This is a genomic window from Rhizobium sp. NFACC06-2, assembly GCF_900101425.1.
Taxonomy (GTDB): Bacteria; Pseudomonadota; Alphaproteobacteria; order Rhizobiales; family Rhizobiaceae; genus Agrobacterium; species Agrobacterium leguminum.
The window spans coordinates 16,102-32,909 of record NZ_FMVA01000024.1 but is presented as its reverse complement, the minus strand read 5'-3'; the positions used below and the strand labels follow the sequence as shown (position 1 = coordinate 32,909).

Genomic DNA, 16,808 nt, shown 5'->3' with positions numbered 1-16,808 from the left:
ATGCGATTCTCAAGTTCTCACACAACGAGAAGGGCTTCCATGACGGCAACGTTTCGGGGGCCTTTTTCTTTTGCGCACTTTCCTTCCGTAAAAATCATTTCGAAGCCTGCTAGTCAGCTTCGATTTAAGTCCTGGATCCCTCGCGTGCGAACCGCTCCACCAGCATGGGCAGTTCGGCCTCGATAAAATCGAGGAATTCTGCTCCGGCCGGCGTCTCCGCCGAAATGCGAATGTCCTTGGGCGTCCGCATGAAACTGCCAAGCGGCTCGCCCGCGGCACCGGCAATTTTCTTGCCGTCCTTCCGGGGCTCTGCTGCAGGTTTCAGGGCATTGAAGGCAGCCAGAAACTTCTGGTCTGACCCCAGCCGCTTCTCTGCGGCGGCTGACAGCACTCTACGCAGTTCTTCATGCAGATCAGCCCGTTCAGGAAACACCTTCGCGAATTCTACCCATCTCGGACGGCCGACCTTGGCAGCCCGCCCGATCGCCTCGATGATATCCAGGGGAACGGAGCGATAAACCGCCCGCATTCGCGCAAGCTCCGGATCATCGATCGACAATGCCGCCTTGATATCGCGAGGCTTCACGTCGGCGTCATCCATACGACGGGCGAACAGGGCACGCTCGACCCAGCTCAGATCCTGACGATCGGCATTTTCGATACCCTGCGCGATGACAAGCTCGACATCGGAAATCTCGACTTCGATCGCCCTGACCGGAATTCCGAGATCTTTGGCTGCCTGCAGTCGGCGATGGCCGTAGATCACCTGATAGCGATCCGGTGAGGATGGTGACTTACGGACCTGAATGGGAACTTTCTGACCTTCGGACCGAATGGAGTTCCTGAAAGTCTCGAAGTCCGATGCATCGTCGTCCGGAAGACGATCAGGAAAGGGAGAGGGATCGACCATTAACGGATCGAGTTCCCGGATCGCACCACCACCCGATTCAACGAGCGCCTTCAGCCGGTCGCGTTCCGATTTTATGTCGTCGATTGCCCGATGTGCCGCACCGATGACGCCAGCGCCAACACGTGCGGGTGATGACGATTGTTGCGGGGCGGCAGAACTGTCCGTCGACAGCCGGTTTTCGAGCTCCGCCGACAGCAGTCCGAAATTTGCAACGATGGATTTACGCGACGACTTGCTGGTCATGTGCGTCCCCAACTGATGTTGATAAGTTTCAATATCGCCTCGTTGACGGCGTCCACCGCCTCGCGTGCGCGTTTGTGCGTATCACGGCCGATCTGGCCCATCTCAAGTTCGTAAATGGACCGTTTGGCAAGTCCCGCTGCCTCAACCGCCGTGCTTTCAATCAGCGTGGGTAAAAGCACATCAGTTCCGAACAGATGGCGCATCATAGCCACCACCTGCGACTGCGGCGCATCGTTCGGATCGTGGCGGGTGACAAGATACCGGATGAAATCCTGATCGAGCTGTGCTCCATTCTCGTTCAGCACGCTGATCAAATCGCCCATCATCAACAGGAACTGGCTCATGGAAGCCACGTCAAGCATCGCCGGATGTACCGTGATAATCATGCTGGTCGCAGCATAAATTGCACTGAGCGTCAGAAACCCCAGTGACGGAGGTGTATCGAGGATAACGACATCGTAATCCTGATCGACCTCCGCAAGTGCGAGCTTCAGTCGCTCAAAGAAGATTGCCCCGGAGCCTGATTTTTGGGCCAGCACACGCGGTGTCTCGTGCTCGTACTCCATGACTTCGAGATTGCCGGGAATCAGGTCGATACCATCGAAGTACGTCTTGCGAATGATATCGCGGATCGGGCGACGCTCGGCGTCGTCATAACGAAGAGCCGCGTAGATAGTCTCGTTGGCGCCGACATCGAATTCGGGCTGCGCACCGAAGAGAGCAGAAAGCGATGCCTGCGGGTCAAGGTCAAGTGCAAGAACGCGATACCCCTGTAATGCGAGATAATGTGCAAGATGAACGCAGGTCGTGGTCTTCGCGCTGCCGCCCTTGAAGTTGGCGATCGCGACGACCTGAAGATGTTCACCCTCGCGTCTGCGCGGCAAAAATCTCAGCGCCTCTGAAGGCTTCTGGCTGGCAAAGAATTCGCGCAACTCGTTTATCTGGGCAAGCGTATAGACGCGATGATTATTCTCCAGCCGACCTGGAATCGGACCGCGTCCTTCGCTCGACATGAGCTTCAGGGTGGAATCGGGTATGGATGTCAGCTTGGAGACTTCGTTCGTAAGGAAGGGCCTCAAGCTCTTCTCCGACTTCGGAGGATACATGCGGGTGCGAAGCTGCTGCAATTGCTGTGACAGAAGGCCTGCGTGACGCATGATCTTTCCACCCGCGTCCTCCTTCTGACCGATCGTTGCTTCTACGGTTTTCGCTATCGCCATATCGCCCCCTTGGCGGGCAGCCTTCGGTTTGCCGACCATTGCCCGCCAAAGATACAACACGATTCTCGCCTTACGTCCAGCCGTTTAGGGTTAACAAAGTCTTAACAGACCAATCTCCACGGAACGGCGCGATTGAACGGAACTTGATATTTAGTTTTATTTTTCAAATACCTAATGATATTTCCCCAGCGCCGTGACCCCACTTTGTTCTAGGGTCAATCGCACAGGGCAAAGCTTTTAGGAAGCACGCTCAGCGCGACATAGAGAGTTTGAAAACGCGCGACTCATCAAAATGCGAATTTGTAGGATTCATCAACTGCCGCCCGGTTCTGAGATGTGCTGATTTCCCGCTAACATCAAGAACGGGGAATTTCATGTATATTACGGCGGTTGCGACACCTCGGAATAAGGCCGAAAGAAAGCTGCTATCGAAGCAGCACAAGCTCAGAGCGGAAGTCTTTTCAGGGCGTCTGGGATGGGAAGTCGACGTCCGTGGCGGGCATGAAAGAGATCATTTCGACGACCTCCGGCCGACATACATTCTCGCCGTCACAGACAACGACCGTGTGATCGGTTGCGCGCGCCTGCTTCCGGCAGCCGGCCCTACAATGATTGCCAACGTCTTCTCATCGCTTCTTCCAGAGGGAGAGCTCCGCTCCCACGACGCAATGATCGAGAGTTCGCGTTTCTGCGTCGATACCTCCGTGGAGGCGGGCCGGGGATCGAATGCAATTCACGAAGCGACGCTCACGATGTTTGGGGGGATCATCGAATGGTCGATCGCCAATGGCTACACGGAGATCGTAACAGTCACTGATCTCCGGTTCGAAAGGATATTGTCTCGCGTTGACTGGCCGCTGCAACGCATTGGGCCTCCCAGGAAAATCGGGAGCACGACCGCAGTAGCGGGCACCCTTTCAGCAGACCCTGCCATCTTCGCGAGGCTTCGGCCCAAAAACTATCAGTCGATGATTGCCTGCACCCATTGCCAACCTGCCTAAGGAGCAGACTGTGACCCAGCTCCCTTCCCACTCAAGGCTCGTCAGAAAACTCCAGGAGGCGCTCGGCGATCGGCTTTGCTCCGCACTTGATGACAGCGCAGTCACCGAAATTATGCTCAATCCAGACGGCAGGCTCTTCATTGAAAATGTCGGTCAAGGCATCACGGCGGTCGGGGAAATGTCAGCGGCTGCGGCTGAAATGGTGATCGGCACTATCGCTCACGCGCTTCGGTCGGAAGTCGATACAGACCAACCAATCATTTCCGGAGAGTTACCGATTGGCGGCCATCGATTTGAGGGCCTGCTTCCTCCTGTCGTATCAAGACCGGCCTTTTCGATCCGCCGCCGGGCATCACGCCTCATACCACTCGAAGAATACGTGCGTACTGGCGTCATGAACGCGGCTCAGGTCGGCAAGATCCGGAGCGCGATCAGCTCACGCCTGAACATCGTCATATCCGGCGGAACGGGCTCGGGAAAGACGACGCTTGCCAACGCGGTCATCGGTGAAATCGTCAACAGCGCACCGTATGATCGACTGGTTATCCTTGAAGATACCGCCGAAATCCAGTGTCTCGGCAACAACGTTGTTTTCCTCCACACAAGTGACACGGTCGATATGGGCCGCTTGTTAAAAAGCACGATGCGGCTGCGGCCGGATCGTATCATCGTCGGGGAGGTCCGTGACGGAGCCGCTTTAACTCTGCTTAAGGCATGGAACACGGGCCATCCTGGCGGTGTAGCGACAGTTCACGCCAATACCGCAACCTCTGCCCTGAGACGTTTTGAGCAATTAACCGCAGAAGTCAGCCAGCAGCCGATGCATGACGTGATTGGTGACGCTGTCGATCTCATCGTGTCGATGGAGCGAACGTCACGTGGTCGCCGGGTTCGAGACGTGATCAATGTCGAGCGTTTTGCCAACGGCGACTACGAAATCCAGTCTGATCAACCCACCGAAGAACAGGAGGCACGCAATGTGGCGTAAAAACACCCTCATCACCGCCCCGATCCTCCTTACCCTGGTCACACCAGCATTTGCCAGTTCCGGTGGCAGCCTGCCATGGGAAGGACCGCTCGAGCAGATACAGGAATCGATCACTGGCCCCGTTGCCGGCTACATTGCCCTTGCTGCGGTCGCAATCGCCGGCGGCATGCTGATCTTCGGCGGCGAACTCAACGATTTTGCGCGTCGCCTTGTGTATGTCGTGCTGGTCGCCGGCATTCTACTTGGCGCCACGACGATCGTCGGTCTCTTCGGTGCAACGGGTGCATCGATCGGAGAGCCGCAAGAACTGATTTCCACTCTTAAGTACCTGAAGCCGGGGGAGAGAGGAGATGGTTGACAATATGTCAGGGCTGCACCGCAACCGGATCCACCGGGCGCTATCACGCCCGAACCTTCTCATGGGGGCTGACCGGGAACTGGTTCTCATCACCGGGCTCGCGGCAACTATACTGATATTCGTCGTTCTGACGATCTATTCGGCCCTCTTTGGTGCTGCCATCTGGATTGTTGTGATCGGCGTCCTGCGCATGATGGCAAAGGCCGATCCGCTTATGCGCCAAGTCTATGTGCGCCACCTTTCCTACAGGCCCTATTACAGGCCGACCACGTCACCGTGGCGAAAGTATTGAGGCGGCGGCGATGGCAGCACTCAAACGCTTCCGAAACACCGGTCCATCCTTCGCGGACCTCGTTCCCTATGCTGGCCTGGTGGACAACGGCGTCCTTCTGCTCAAGGACGGAAGCCTGATGGCGGGGTGGTATTTTGCCGGCCCGGACTCCGAAAGCGCGACCGATGTCGAGCGCAACGAGCTCTCGCGACAGATCAACGCGATCCTGTCGCGGCTTGGCAGCGGCTGGATGATCCAGGTCGAGGCAATCAGGATTCCGGTGATCGAATATCCGTCCGAGGATCGTTGCTCTTTCCCTGATCCGGTCACACGAGCGATAGATGCCGAGAGACGCGCGCACTTCGAACGCGAACACGGGCATTTTGAGAGCAAGCATGCACTTGTCATGACGTACCGGCCTCCCGAAGCCAGGAAGACGGCGCTCAGCAGGTATATTTATTCCGACGAGGAAAGCCGGAAGAAGTCTTATGCGGAAACCGTGCTTTTGCTGTTCAAGAATTCAGTCCGGGAGATCGAGCAATATCTCGCAAACACTATCTCGATCTTGCGGATGGAAACACGTGAAGTCGCCGAACGGGGCGGGGAACGCACGGCTCGTTATGACGAGCTTCTGCAATTTGTTCGTTTCTGCATCACTGGCGAAAACCATCCGATCCGGCTTCCCGCCGTGCCGATGTATCTGGACTGGATCGCCACGGCTGAACTCGAACACGGGCTGACACCGAAAATCGAAAGCCGGTTCCTCGGTGTCGTGGCGATCGATGGCCTGCCTGCCGAGAGCTGGCCGGGTATTTTGAACAACCTCGACCTGATGCCATTGACCTACCGATGGTCTTCCCGCTTCATCTTCATGGATGCCGAGGAGGCACGACAGAAGCTGGAGCGAACCCGCAAGAAGTGGCAGCAGAAGGTGCGGCCGTTCTTTGACCAGTTGTTCCAGACGCAGAGCCGATCCATCGACCAAGACGCCATGACCATGGTCGCGGAAACTGAAGATGCAATCGCACAGGCGTCGTCGCAAATGGTTGCCTATGGCTACTACACACCGGCCATTATCCTCTTTGATGAGGATCGCGAGGCATTACGGGAAAAGGCCGAGACAATCCGCAGGCTCATTCAGGCGGAGGGTTTTGGCGCCAGGATCGAGACATTGAACGCCACGGACGCGTTTCTCGGAACTCTTCCAGGCAATTGGTACGCCAATATCCGCGAACCGTTGATCAACACGAACAATCTGGCCGATCTCATCCCGCTCAACTCGGTCTGGTCGGGCAATCCGGTCGCCCCTTGCCCGTTCTATCCCGCAAATTCTCCGCCCCTGATGCAGGTCGCCAGCGGCTCCAGTCCCTTCCGTTTGAACCTTCATGTCGAAGACGTTGGGCATACGCTGATTTTCGGACCGACCGGTTCAGGTAAATCCACGCTTCTGGCGCTGATCGCGGCACAGTTCAGGCGCTACGAGTTCGCCCAGATCTTTGCATTCGACAAAGGCAACTCTCTTCTGCCCCTGACACTGGCCGCTGGCGGCGACCACTACGAGATCGGTGGCGATCAAGGGGAGGAGGGGAGGGCGTTATCGTTTTGTCCGCTGTTTGATCTTTCAACCGAAGGAGATCGCGCATGGGCAAGCGAGTGGATTGAAATGCTTGTCGCGCTGCAGGGTGTGACGATCACGCCCGACCACCGCAACGCAATCTCACGGCAAGTTGGCTTGATGGCGACAGCACCTGGCCGATCACTCTCGGACTTCGTCAGCGGCGTCCAGATGCGTGAGATCAAGGAGGCGCTCCACCACTACACCGTCGATGGGCCTATGGGTCATCTGCTCGACGCTGAAGCGGACGGCCTGACCCTCGGAACATTCCAGTGCTTCGAGATCGAGCATCTGATGAATCTTGGAGAACGAAATCTCGTGCCGGTCCTGACCTATCTGTTTCGCCGGATCGAGAAGCGGCTGGATGGTTCACCCAGCCTTATCCTTCTGGATGAGGCCTGGCTGATGCTGGGTCATCCGGTTTTCCGAGCCAAGATTCGTGAATGGCTCAAGGTCCTGCGCAAGGCCAATTGCGCCGTCGTGCTGGCGACCCAGTCAATATCCGACGCGGAGCGTTCCGGCATCATCGACGTGCTTAAGGAATCCTGCCCGACAAAAATCTGCTTGCCGAATGGCGCTGCTCGCGAGCCGGGCGCTCGGGAGTTCTACGAGCGGATCGGCTTCAACGAACGCCAGATCGAGATCGTGTCGAGCGCCATCCCGAAACGCGACTATTACGTCGCGACGCCCGATGGCCGACGGTTATTCGACATGTCGCTCGGACCCGTCGCGCTCAGCTTCGTCGGCGTCTCCGGAAAAGAGGACCTGAAGCGCATTCGCACACTGAAAGCAGCGCATAGTGAAAGCTGGCCGATCAGATGGCTTGAAATGAGAGGAGTCCACGATGCCGTATCGCTATCCGGCTTCATGTAGACTGTTCGCCAGCCTGGTGACCGGCGCCCTGGTTTTCGGAGCAACACCCACTGCCCGGGCTGGCTCGGCGACGGGAGCCGCCACGGAATGGACCCAGCTCGCAAACAATGCGCAGCTTATCGACCTCCTGAAGAGTTCCGGTATTCAGGTCGACAATCAGATCACCCAGATAAGTCAGTTGGCGGAGCAGATCCAGAACCAGCTGAGGATCTACGAAAACATGATCCAGAACACGGCCCGGCTTCCCGATCACATATGGGGGCAGGTCAAAAATGACCTCAACCGCCTCCGGGATGTCGTCGATCAGGGCCAAAGCATTTCTTTCTCGATGGGTAATGCTGACGACGTTCTCCAGCAACGGTTCAAAAGCTATGCTGACCTTGAGGCGAACTTGCCAAATGCGAAAAGCTTCTCCTCAAGCTATCAGAGTTGGTCGGATACGAACCGCGACACGATCGCCAGCACGCTGAAAGCCGCGAGCCTGACGGCGGATCAGTTTGACAGCGAAGAAGGCACGATGAACTCACTGCGCGGGATGTCGGAAACGGCAGACGGGCAGATGAAGGCGCTTCAGGTCGGCCACCAGATAGCTGCCCAGCAAATTGCCCAGATACAAAAGCTCCGCGGCCTGGTTTCGCAACAAATGACGATGATGGGCACCTGGCTTCAGTCGGAACAAACCGACAAGGACCTGGCGCAGAAGCGGCGGGAGGAGTTTTTCAGATCAACCGCGCCCCCAACATCCGGTGGCGAAAAAATGAAGATCGAGTGGTGAGCCGATGACACCGGATCTTAATAGAACAAGGCTTCTGGCAACTGCCGCGGGAATTTTCGTGATGTCGATTGGACCCACCCTCGCGCAGGACGGCTCCGTCCTCTCTGCATTGCAGGCAGAAATGACCGCGGCCGCAAAAGGGTGGGAAAGCACCGTGATGAATGCAGCGAGATCCCTATTCTGGATTCTCGCGACCATTGAAATCGCAATCGCCGCAGTGTGGCTTGCCCTGCAGGCGGCATCTCTCGACAGTTGGTTCGCCGAACTCGTCCGGCGTATCATCTTCGTGGGTTTCTTTGCCTTCGTCCTGGCTGAGGGGCCGACCTTCGCGAAGGCGGTCGTAGACAGTTTGTTCCAGATCGGCGCTGGCAGCGGAACCGCTTCACCCGCAGACATCTTCAATGCTGGTCTCACCGTCGCAACGAAAATGTCGGAGAAGGTCCAGTTTGGCCTGTTCGAAGACAACGCGCTGGCAATATCAGCAGCTTTTGCGATGGTCGTCACAGTTATCGCATTCTCACTGGTCGCGGCAATTTTTGTCTCCGTCATGGTCGAGATGTACCTAGGCCTGCTTGCTGGAATGATTATGCTGGGACTTGGCGGATCGTCCTTCACCAAGGACTTTGCGGTTCGATACCTGGTCTATGCCTTTTCGGTTGGCATGAAGCTCATGGCCCTGGTGATGATTTCCCGCATAGGCTCGGAAGTACTTATCGGTCTGTCGAACCGCCCCGATGTCGGCGATCAATTCCAGACTACCCTTGCAGTCGCAGGGATAGCCGTCGTCGTCTTCATCATCGCTATGTATGTTCCAGGCATCATCCAGGGCGTTGTTCAGGGGGCATCGGTCACCGGTGGAATGGAGACCATTCGCCATGGCGGGCAGGCTGCATCGTTTACAGCCGGGGCAGCCATGCTTGCTGCCGGCGCCGCCAGGGCAGGGGGTGCTGCGGCACAGTCAGCACGCTCGGCAGGATCATCGACAGGGGGCGCCGCGCTGCGCGGTATTGGAACGGCAATCGGATCAGGCGCAAGGGCGGCGGGATCTGCCGCGAAGGAAAAGGCGATCGGATCCCCAGGCGCCTATGCAGGGTCTCTTCTTGGTCTCGCCAACGCAAAGCTCGACGGCGGCCAAGGCGGCAAGCCGATACCTTCGGAACGCAAAGGCCAATCATAAATCGAGAAGGAAATCCGAATGGCCGTAAATCGTGCCGGTGAAAATCCATATCTTGCCGCGCGACAGGAATGGACGGAGAGATATGGATCCTATGTCCAGGCCGCACGGGCATGGCGGATTGTCGGCATCATCAGCCTGACCATTGCGATGATCAGTTTCAGTTATGCCATGTATCTGAGTACGCAGGTGAAACTCGTTCCCTACATTGTCGAGGTGGACAAGCTGGGAGCCTCGGTTACCGCAGGTTTTCCGCAACAGATCGAGTATGCGGACGCGAGGGTGGTCCGGGCAACGCTTGGCAGCTTCGTGGCAAGCTTCCGATCGATCACGCCCGATGCGGTCGTTCAAAAGCAGTATATCGATCGGACCTACGCACTGCTGCGCGCTCCGGATCCATCAACGCAGAAGATCAATGCCTGGTTCAGGGGAAACTCACCCTTCGAGCGGGCGAAGATGTCGACGGTCGCCATCGAGGTCAACAACATCGTGGCGCTCTCCAACCAGACCTATCAGATCGACTGGACAGAATATGAGCGCGATCGCAAGGGCAAGGAAACCGGCACACGCCGGTTCCGCGGCATCGCAACGGTCGCGCTGACGGCTCCACAGGACGAGGCGATCATTCGCTTCAATCCGATCGGTCTCTATATCCAGGATTTCGACTGGACCGCACAGCTTTGAGAGCAGGGGAAAACAAGATGCACAGAACCGGGTTGATCGCGGCCGCCGGCTGCGTGGCTGGAATCGTCCTGACGCACAGCGCGATTGCACAGAGCATGACCTCGAAGGAACTCAAGGGGACCGGCATCTCGCAAAAATGGCGAGGCGCCGCTGGGCTGGTTACGACAGGGCCGGACGGCAAAGTCATCTTTCTGTTCGGTGAGACGCAGCCTTCCGTGGTGTGCTCACCCCTTCAGGTCTGCGATATCGAATTGCAGGGTGGCGAGGTCGTCAGAGATGTGCTTGTAGGCGACACAGTCCGGTGGAAGGTGGAGCCGGCGACATCTGGCGCCGCCGGCGGACAGGCTATCCACCTTATTGTCAAACCATCAGAACCCGGCCTCGTCACCTCGATGATCGTGACGACTTCGCGGCGAACCTACCATATCCAGCTGAAGTCTCACCCAAGCCAGTATATGGCCCGTATCGGTTTCGAGTATCCGGAAGAGACATCGACGAAGCTTGCCGATATCAATGCGAGGCTTGAGGCGGGAGGTGTCGCGGGAACGGCAGCCGACAGGCTGAACTTCTCCTACTCTGTGAGCGGAAGCGCGTCCTGGAAGCCGAAGCGTATCTATTCCGATGGAATGAAGACCTACATTCAGTTCCCGAAGGCGATATCCGGACAGGATGCGCCAGTTCTCTTCGTCGTGAGCGGAGGCCAGAACCGTATCGTCAACTATCGGATGAAGAATGACATGATGATCGTCGACTATGCGGTCGACAAAGCGACCCTTGTGTCGGGCGTTGGCTGGCGCCAGCAAAAGATTACCATCCGGCGGAAAGCGTGAACCATGCGGATGCTTTTCACCTTCATCCCGATCGCCATGCTTTCCGGTTGCCAAAGCACGGATGGCGCACTGTCTACGACCTCCCTGGCCACCAGTGTGGCAGGGCCCGCCGCATCCACGATTGCCGGTGACATGACAAGCCGCCTTGCGGAGCAGATCGGTCCGGCCGGAACAAGGTCGATCAAGATGCAGAAGGATGCGACAGAGTATGCGAGCGCGCTCGAGGCGGCGTTTAAAGGCTGGGGCTATACCGTCATCACGGATGAGAAGGAGGCAAAAAATCAGAAGCCTGTCGAGATTTCCTATTCGCTGCATAGCTTCGACGGCCAGCTCCTTGCCTATCTCGCAACACCCTCTATCGCAATCGGCCGCGCCTATAATGTCACCGGCGCAGGCGCTACGGCTTCCAGCCCATTGTCCGTCATGCAGCGAAACTGAAAAGGTGTAGCAATGGTTCAGTCACTGCAACTTGGAACTTCCGCGGGTTCGGATGGCCAACAGGGGATGCGTCGGCTCAATCGCATGCCGATTGTAGTCTCCATCATGATCGTCATCCTGTTCCTGGGTGTCGTCGTCGTCGGCCTCTCCTGGCGCGGACTTTCGTTCAGCCGGGACAATGATCCAGGCAGCGCATCAAGCCCGCCGGCGACGAATTTCGGTGATCAGCTTAAACGTGGCGTAACCGACGGCATTATCGGAGAGCCGGAAAATCAGGAAGTTTTTCAACCGACGCCCGCCGCCGCCCAAAAGGAGGAAAGGCGAAATCCCGTCATCGAACGCAGAGAAGTGCGTGAGGAAGCACGCTCCCGGCTCGAGCCGGAGGAAGAATGGAGGGCACGCCTGAAAAGAGAACAGGAAGAGCAATATATCCGCGAAGCACAACGGCAGCGGATGGCACGCGTGCAGGCACGGGCGACGGCCCTGGATTCCCCTCTGAAAGTGGATGTCGCCACAACATCGCCAAACACCAGAACTTCCGACACGGAAGGCCCGGCCAGCACAACGGCAACCAGCGGGTCCGACCTCTACGCCGCGGCGATGGGGTCGGGGCTGCTTGGGCAGAATGGCGACCCGAATGGCCAAACGAAGAAAGAGGGGTTTTTCAATCAGGACATCAAGGATCCGGGATATTTGCCAAACCGGGTCATACCGCAAATGTCGCCCTACGAATTGAAGCGCGGCTCCGTCATTCCTGCCACACTCATAACCGGCCTAAATTCCGATCTTCCCGGGCGAATATCGGCGCAGGTTAGTCGAAATGTCTATGACAGCGCCACTGGATATCGCCTCCTGATCCCCCAGGGCGCCAAACTGTTTGGTCGCTACGATTCAAAGCTATCGTTCGGTCAGGATCGACTTTTGGTTATATGGACAGATCTTGTCTTTCCTGACGGATCGACCTTGCAGATCGGCGGTATGGCTGGAACTGATGCGGAAGGATACGGCGGCTTCAACGACAAGGTCGACCGTCACCTGTTGCGGACATTCGGCTCGGCCGCCCTTGTCGCGCTCATCGGCGCGGGCATCGACTTGTCTCTCCCTCAGAGCTCGACGCTTGCCACGCAAGACACTGCGTCCGATGCAGCGCGGCGAAACTTCGCCGAGAGCTTTGGGCGCGTTGCCGAGCAGAGCATCTCCAGAAACCTCGACGTCCAACCGACGATCCGGATTCGGCCAGGCTACACGTTCAATGTGCTGGTTGATCAAGATATCGTGTTTCCGTCGGCATATCGGCAAAGATAAACGGGCCATGAACAATAGCCGCTTTCTCGAGGTTGAGCAGACGTGTAACATTCAATCAGGCCTGAAGTACTATTTCGAGCACCAAGTCGGCGCATACGCAGATCCATCTCGGCGAAGAGCGGTGATAGTCGACCAATACACTGCGCACGATCGTGTTCGTACGTCCCCGCCCCAAGTGGTCTGAACACTGCGCGCATAGCAGGCCAATTCAATTATCATCCCGCGCCACAGTTTCGCCGCCTGTGGGGTAAGAAGACAGGAGTAGCTCGTGAACGAAAGTCTCCGCCCACTTATTGACATGCTGGAAGCCGCGCCTGACGAACACATGGTCAAAAACGCGGTCAAAATGTTTGCGAAATCCCTCGGCTTCGACCGCTTCGCTTATCTGCAGACGGAAGGTCTGGAGGTCAGAACGTTCAACTCCTATCCGGAGGTCTGGCAGGACACTTATCTCGCCGGCGGCTACGCCCGTATAGACCCCGTCGTCACTGAGGCGAAACGACGCCGGGAACCCTTTAAATGGAGTGCCGAAGACTGGCCAGCGAGTGGCTCATCCCCGCTGCGACGGTTTCGTGATGAGGCGATCGATCATAAAATCCGTTGCGGCGTAACCATTCCTGTCGAGGGAAGTTTCGGCTCGATGATGATGCTGACCCTGGCATCGTCAAGAAGAAGAGCGGATTCGACGGAGTTGTTCGACTCCCAAAGCGCAATTCGGGCTGTTCTGGCTGTTCACTACAGTCTGAAGATCGTAGCGGGCAAAACTATTGTCGCGCCACGGCGAATGCTGTCACCGCGGGAGCACATGTGCGTGGTGTGGGCCATGAAGGGAAGAAACACGCCCGAAACGGCTATGTTGACGGGGATAAATGCCCGGACAGTTCAGCACTATCTGGACACAGCACGCGAAAAGCTCAACGCCAGAACGGTGACTCAACTAATCGGAAATGCCAAAGATCGCGGGCTGATCTGAAACCTGCCGATCAATCTTCCTCAGCCACTGTCGGGACGAAACCCAACGTGTCGATTATATCCGAGAGTTTCTCCTGTTGTGCCTCGGATTTTCGCTGCCGGGACAGATATTCGTCTTGCAAGGACTGCGTAACGCAGGCTGGCACTGACGGATCCTCGCTCGCGCGTGTCCATTCTTCGTACATAATCTGATCAGCTGCGAGCAACGCCCGATGCTCCCTGATTGCGGATATCGCCAGTTGTTCCAGTTGGGACCGGTCCATCGACTGGTAGCTCAGCGCGCTTTTTTCACACATTTCACCGTCCCTCCCGTTCTCCCGCAGCGTATATAACAGAGACATGTGACAAATCAGACTGGTAAATTCATCTATTCGGCGCGTATTCACCCCGTCGAAGCGCCGCCTGAACACAGATTCCAAAACCGGTAATGCAACAGATACCATGCAGGATGTCGAATCGGAACTATCGTTCCTAGAACCATAGTTCCGATTAAGGTTCCGCTAATGTCATGGATCTCAAGGAGACCATGGCGATCAATCTGCGTAGGATTCGCCATGATCGGCAAATGACGCAGGAAGAACTCGCGGACCTTTCCGGGATAAGCGCCCGTTATGTCGGTGCGATAGAACGGGCTGACAAATCCGCAAGTGTTACGGTTCTGGGCAAGATTTCGGATGCGCTCGGTATCGAGCCGGGTGACTTGTTGCGCGCGACACGCAAGGGATGATCGCTTTCACTCGTAACTCCGTCCAGGACAGGTACCCTTCGCTTCCCGACCTCCGTTCAGAGCATTGACGAAACGACTCCGGCTTCTGCCAGGATTTGACCTGACAGGTCTTTCGCAGACAGAATGATGTCTGCAATCCTTTCGAAGTCCGGCAAGTTCGGAGTGACTCCGTTCGATCAAAAGCCCGATCGATAACATTGCCCCTGACGGCAGCAAGGCTCTCCGTTACGCACGTTGTCGAATTCCGCAAATTGCACGACCGGCACGTTTCGGCATTTACTGCCTTTTTCATCGAAGCGGAGGGCGCGCCGCGATCCAACGGCAACTCGTGCCACCCGGAAATCATCGGCAATGGCTGAAACTCAGATGTCCAAGCTCTCGTTATCCATTGCCACGCTGCTTGGGGCCGATAGCAGGCGCGATATTGAAAGCGCAATCAGCACAATCCGGGACCTGTACGGATTTGCTCATATGACATTCTTGTCCGTTGGAATTTCAGCCGGGGAACGAGCTCAATGGGCATTCTGCACGACATATCCGGGTGAGTGGACGTCGCGTTATCTCGAGAGAAACTACTTCAGGATCGACCCCGTTGTCGCGATTTACAGAACCGGATTTCAGCCGGTCGACTGGGCGTCGCTCGCAGAATTTTCCGACGGAGCACATGAGCTGTTCCACGAGGCTCTCGAGGTGGGGATCGGCCGTAACGGTGTCACAATGCCGATACGAGGTCCCTCAGGAGAGCGTAGCCTTTTCTCAGTGACATCAAACCTCTCTGTGGAGAACTGGACAGAACTTCGGAGGTCGACCAAACATGATCTGATGCTTCTCTCACACTACATGCACGAGAGATTTATGGCGGTCACCGGGACGCGTAGCCATTACTTCCGGGCTCTCTCCAGACGGGAACGGGAATGTCTCCAGCTCCTTGCGGGAGGTGTCGTACCAAAGAGAATCGCCCACCGTCTGCACCTGTCCGAGAGCGCGGTTCGGCTCTACCTTGCTTCGGCGAAACGAAAGCTGGACGCAACCACAATTTATCAGGCGATTGCTCGAGCAAGCATCCTTGAGCTGATCGAGGTTTGAACATAGCTGTCCGTTTTTTCACACTGCCTGTGACTTCGCCAAGGAGGCAGACGCGTGATGCGGTCTTCAACGACGCGTCGGGACGACCCATCGTGTGCTCCGGCAGTTCGTCAATCTGGTGAAACTGGCAGATTGTTCGTTCGTCATTCTCCACGGCATTTTCGCTGAACAACGACTGTGGGTCTTGACCGCGGCGACACCAGTTGCCGCGTCCGGCCAAGCGGTAGCGCATGTCATTTGGCAACAGCGAGGACAGGCAGCGATGGATGACAAGGTAATCGACGCGTGGCGACGTGCCCCTCGACTGAACGAATTTGCCGACTTTTTCGAAAGGACAGCGAGCGGTCTGGAGGGTGCGCCTGATTATGGTGCGCCCGCCGCTGAATACGATCTCCTGCAATTTGATCTCGATTGCCTCATCTATGCAGACACCCACCGGCGACTTTGGGGAAAGTTCGAGCAACATTACTTTGCGAGCATTCCTTTCCGGCTGGAGGAGGAGTGCCGTCTCGCGGCTGCGGCGTTCCGGTTTTGCCTGAGGGCCTGGGCACGAGAAAACCGGGCGGCCACCTTGTACACCCTGGGCGCTGGCGCGGGCAGTCTTTCGCGTTCCCTGGCGAAACTCGGCGACGGACGCATCAAGACTCTCAGTTGCAGTCCAACGGTCGCAAACCGCGTATGCTTCTACGAGAAGCGCGGCAGCGAGCACGCGAACTTCTTCGACGGCGCATTCTTCGAGCTTAACAAGGAGCGTTACTCAACCGATCAGGATCTTGAGCCCTTTCGACACGGGTTCGACGTGCTCCTGGAAGATACCACGTTCCAGATGTATGGTACCGACCGTGACAGGCAGACGGGATTTGTCGCTCGCTCGGTAAGGTCGACCGGCGTGCTGGTACAGGTCCAGAAACTTCTTCATCCAGATCCGTTGGTCTACGCAGAGCGTGAGCGCCAGAAGGACGAGATGTTCAAATCGCGTTTTTTTCACCTGCCCAGATCGCGGGGAAAAGACGTGAGGTCCTCAATACCATGGTCGATTTCCAGGTAGATATGGCAACGACCAGGGCAGCCCTTCAGCAGTGTTTTCGCTATAGCGTGGTGACCTGGAACAGCGGCAATTTCTATACGATCATTTCATCGAATTGCCGGCACTCAATGATCGATTTCGTCTCATCTCTGGTGAAACCAGCCATACCTAACGACTTCTGTCATGAGACTTTGCCACAGATCATAGTTGACGATGACAGAGAACCACTTTCCGACAATTGGCAGTGGCGCCCCTCTCAAGCGACACCACCTATCGAGACGAGGCCGCCACGGTCCTGCGGGGGATGAACT

At 56.8% G+C, this 16,808-nt stretch carries 17 protein-coding genes and 1 pseudogene; 15 read left to right on the top strand and 3 right to left on the bottom strand.

Features of this window, described 5'->3' with window-relative positions; genetic code table 11:
* Positions 1–124: 124 nt before the first annotated feature.
* The gene (gene repB, locus F3H58_RS25505) at positions 125–1,153 is read right to left on the bottom strand and encodes a plasmid partitioning protein RepB (protein WP_149744220.1); all 1,029 of its coding nucleotides are present in this window, start codon (positions 1,151–1,153) and stop codon (positions 125–127) included.
* Complete coding sequence (gene repA, locus F3H58_RS25500) at positions 1,150–2,412, bottom strand: plasmid partitioning protein RepA (protein WP_080868772.1); 1,263 nt, start codon at positions 2,410–2,412, stop codon at positions 1,150–1,152. Before repA ends, repB begins: the two co-directional genes overlap by 4 nt.
* Before the next feature lie 335 nt (positions 2,413–2,747).
* Here repA and traI point away from each other — a divergent pair, with 335 nt between their 5' ends.
* From traI to F3H58_RS25440, 12 genes are all read left to right on the top strand, one after another.
* Positions 2,748–3,374 (top strand): acyl-homoserine-lactone synthase, encoded by a 627-nt coding sequence (gene traI / locus F3H58_RS25495; RefSeq protein WP_149744219.1) that lies wholly within the window; start codon positions 2,748–2,750, stop codon positions 3,372–3,374.
* A gap of 10 nt (positions 3,375–3,384) precedes the next feature.
* A complete protein-coding gene (gene trbB, locus F3H58_RS25490) occupies positions 3,385–4,362 on the top strand; it encodes a P-type conjugative transfer ATPase TrbB (RefSeq protein ID WP_149744218.1) in 978 nt (325 codons plus the stop codon).
* Complete coding sequence (locus F3H58_RS25485) at positions 4,352–4,720, top strand: TrbC/VirB2 family protein (RefSeq protein ID WP_286170107.1); 369 nt, start codon at positions 4,352–4,354, stop codon at positions 4,718–4,720. Before trbB ends, F3H58_RS25485 begins: the two co-directional genes overlap by 11 nt.
* Complete coding sequence (locus F3H58_RS25480) at positions 4,713–5,012, top strand: conjugal transfer protein TrbD (protein ID WP_060723572.1); 300 nt, start codon at positions 4,713–4,715, stop codon at positions 5,010–5,012. Before F3H58_RS25485 ends, F3H58_RS25480 begins: the two co-directional genes overlap by 8 nt.
* A 10-nt stretch (positions 5,013–5,022) precedes the next feature.
* Complete coding sequence (locus tag F3H58_RS25475; RefSeq protein ID WP_149744230.1) at positions 5,023–7,479, top strand: conjugal transfer protein TrbE; 2,457 nt, start codon at positions 5,023–5,025, stop codon at positions 7,477–7,479.
* Positions 7,451–8,254: a P-type conjugative transfer protein TrbJ gene (gene trbJ, locus F3H58_RS25470; protein ID WP_060723570.1), complete on the top strand. Its 804-nt coding sequence runs from the start codon at positions 7,451–7,453 to the stop codon at positions 8,252–8,254. The genes F3H58_RS25475 and trbJ overlap by 29 nt, the downstream gene beginning before the upstream one ends.
* A 4-nt stretch (positions 8,255–8,258) precedes the next feature.
* Positions 8,259–9,431 carry a P-type conjugative transfer protein TrbL gene (gene trbL / locus F3H58_RS25465; protein WP_149744217.1) on the top strand — a complete coding sequence of 391 codons (1,173 nt, stop codon included), beginning with the start codon at positions 8,259–8,261 and terminating at the stop codon, positions 9,429–9,431.
* A gap of 18 nt (positions 9,432–9,449) precedes the next feature.
* A complete protein-coding gene (locus F3H58_RS25460; protein ID WP_149744216.1) occupies positions 9,450–10,112 on the top strand; it encodes a conjugal transfer protein TrbF in 663 nt (220 codons plus the stop codon).
* 17 nt (positions 10,113–10,129) lie between these two features.
* Positions 10,130–10,942: a P-type conjugative transfer protein TrbG gene (gene trbG, locus F3H58_RS25455; RefSeq protein ID WP_149744215.1), complete on the top strand. Its 813-nt coding sequence runs from the start codon at positions 10,130–10,132 to the stop codon at positions 10,940–10,942.
* A gap of 3 nt (positions 10,943–10,945) precedes the next feature.
* The gene (trbH, locus tag F3H58_RS25450; protein ID WP_149744214.1) at positions 10,946–11,380 is read left to right on the top strand and encodes a conjugal transfer protein TrbH; all 435 of its coding nucleotides are present in this window, start codon (positions 10,946–10,948) and stop codon (positions 11,378–11,380) included.
* 12 nt (positions 11,381–11,392) lie between these two features.
* Positions 11,393–12,685 carry an IncP-type conjugal transfer protein TrbI gene (gene trbI / locus F3H58_RS25445; RefSeq protein ID WP_149744213.1) on the top strand — a complete coding sequence of 431 codons (1,293 nt, stop codon included), beginning with the start codon at positions 11,393–11,395 and terminating at the stop codon, positions 12,683–12,685.
* A 268-nt stretch (positions 12,686–12,953) separates the two neighbouring features.
* A complete protein-coding gene (locus F3H58_RS25440) occupies positions 12,954–13,658 on the top strand; it encodes an autoinducer binding domain-containing protein (protein WP_188129070.1) in 705 nt (234 codons plus the stop codon).
* A 10-nt stretch (positions 13,659–13,668) separates the two neighbouring features.
* Here the strand turns inward: F3H58_RS25440 and F3H58_RS25435 are convergent, their stop codons facing one another.
* Positions 13,669–13,953 carry a transcriptional repressor TraM gene (locus tag F3H58_RS25435; protein WP_060723563.1) on the bottom strand — a complete coding sequence of 95 codons (285 nt, stop codon included), beginning with the start codon at positions 13,951–13,953 and terminating at the stop codon, positions 13,669–13,671.
* A 212-nt stretch (positions 13,954–14,165) separates the two neighbouring features.
* Between F3H58_RS25435 and F3H58_RS25430 the strand changes: the two genes are divergently transcribed.
* The 3 genes and pseudogenes from F3H58_RS25430 (at position 14,166) to F3H58_RS25420 (ending at position 16,805) form a co-directional block, all read left to right on the top strand.
* The gene (locus F3H58_RS25430) at positions 14,166–14,384 is read left to right on the top strand and encodes a helix-turn-helix domain-containing protein (protein ID WP_060723562.1); all 219 of its coding nucleotides are present in this window, start codon (positions 14,166–14,168) and stop codon (positions 14,382–14,384) included.
* A gap of 351 nt (positions 14,385–14,735) precedes the next feature.
* Entirely contained in the window at positions 14,736–15,470 is a 735-nt protein-coding gene (locus tag F3H58_RS25425; protein ID WP_149744212.1) for a helix-turn-helix transcriptional regulator, read from the top strand.
* A 262-nt stretch (positions 15,471–15,732) separates the two neighbouring features.
* Positions 15,733–16,805, top strand: a pseudogene (locus F3H58_RS25420) (class I SAM-dependent methyltransferase).
* Positions 16,806–16,808 lie beyond the last annotated feature (3 nt).

Excerpts from the sequence above, each read along its gene's own strand:
- repB (WP_149744220.1), bottom strand. The coding sequence starts at position 1,153 with ATGACCAGCAAGTCGTCGCGTAAATCCATCGTTGCAAATTTCGGACTG.
- repA (WP_080868772.1), bottom strand. The coding sequence starts at position 2,412 with ATGGTCGGCAAACCGAAGGCTGCCCGCCAAGGGGGCGATATGGCGATA.
- traI (WP_149744219.1), top strand. The coding sequence starts at position 2,748 with ATGTATATTACGGCGGTTGCGACACCTCGGAATAAGGCCGAAAGAAAG.
- F3H58_RS25485 (WP_286170107.1), top strand. The coding sequence starts at position 4,352 with ATGTGGCGTAAAAACACCCTCATCACCGCCCCGATCCTCCTTACCCTG.
- F3H58_RS25480 (WP_060723572.1), top strand. The coding sequence starts at position 4,713 with ATGGTTGACAATATGTCAGGGCTGCACCGCAACCGGATCCACCGGGCG.
- F3H58_RS25475 (WP_149744230.1), top strand. The coding sequence starts at position 5,023 with ATGGCAGCACTCAAACGCTTCCGAAACACCGGTCCATCCTTCGCGGAC.
- trbJ (WP_060723570.1), top strand. The coding sequence starts at position 7,451 with ATGCCGTATCGCTATCCGGCTTCATGTAGACTGTTCGCCAGCCTGGTG.
- trbL (WP_149744217.1), top strand. The coding sequence starts at position 8,259 with ATGACACCGGATCTTAATAGAACAAGGCTTCTGGCAACTGCCGCGGGA.
- F3H58_RS25460 (WP_149744216.1), top strand. The coding sequence starts at position 9,450 with ATGGCCGTAAATCGTGCCGGTGAAAATCCATATCTTGCCGCGCGACAG.
- trbG (WP_149744215.1), top strand. The coding sequence starts at position 10,130 with ATGCACAGAACCGGGTTGATCGCGGCCGCCGGCTGCGTGGCTGGAATC.
- trbH (WP_149744214.1), top strand. The coding sequence starts at position 10,946 with ATGCGGATGCTTTTCACCTTCATCCCGATCGCCATGCTTTCCGGTTGC.
- trbI (WP_149744213.1), top strand. The coding sequence starts at position 11,393 with ATGGTTCAGTCACTGCAACTTGGAACTTCCGCGGGTTCGGATGGCCAA.
- F3H58_RS25435 (WP_060723563.1), bottom strand. The coding sequence starts at position 13,953 with ATGTGTGAAAAAAGCGCGCTGAGCTACCAGTCGATGGACCGGTCCCAA.
- F3H58_RS25430 (WP_060723562.1), top strand. The coding sequence starts at position 14,166 with ATGGATCTCAAGGAGACCATGGCGATCAATCTGCGTAGGATTCGCCAT.
- F3H58_RS25425 (WP_149744212.1), top strand. The coding sequence starts at position 14,736 with ATGGCTGAAACTCAGATGTCCAAGCTCTCGTTATCCATTGCCACGCTG.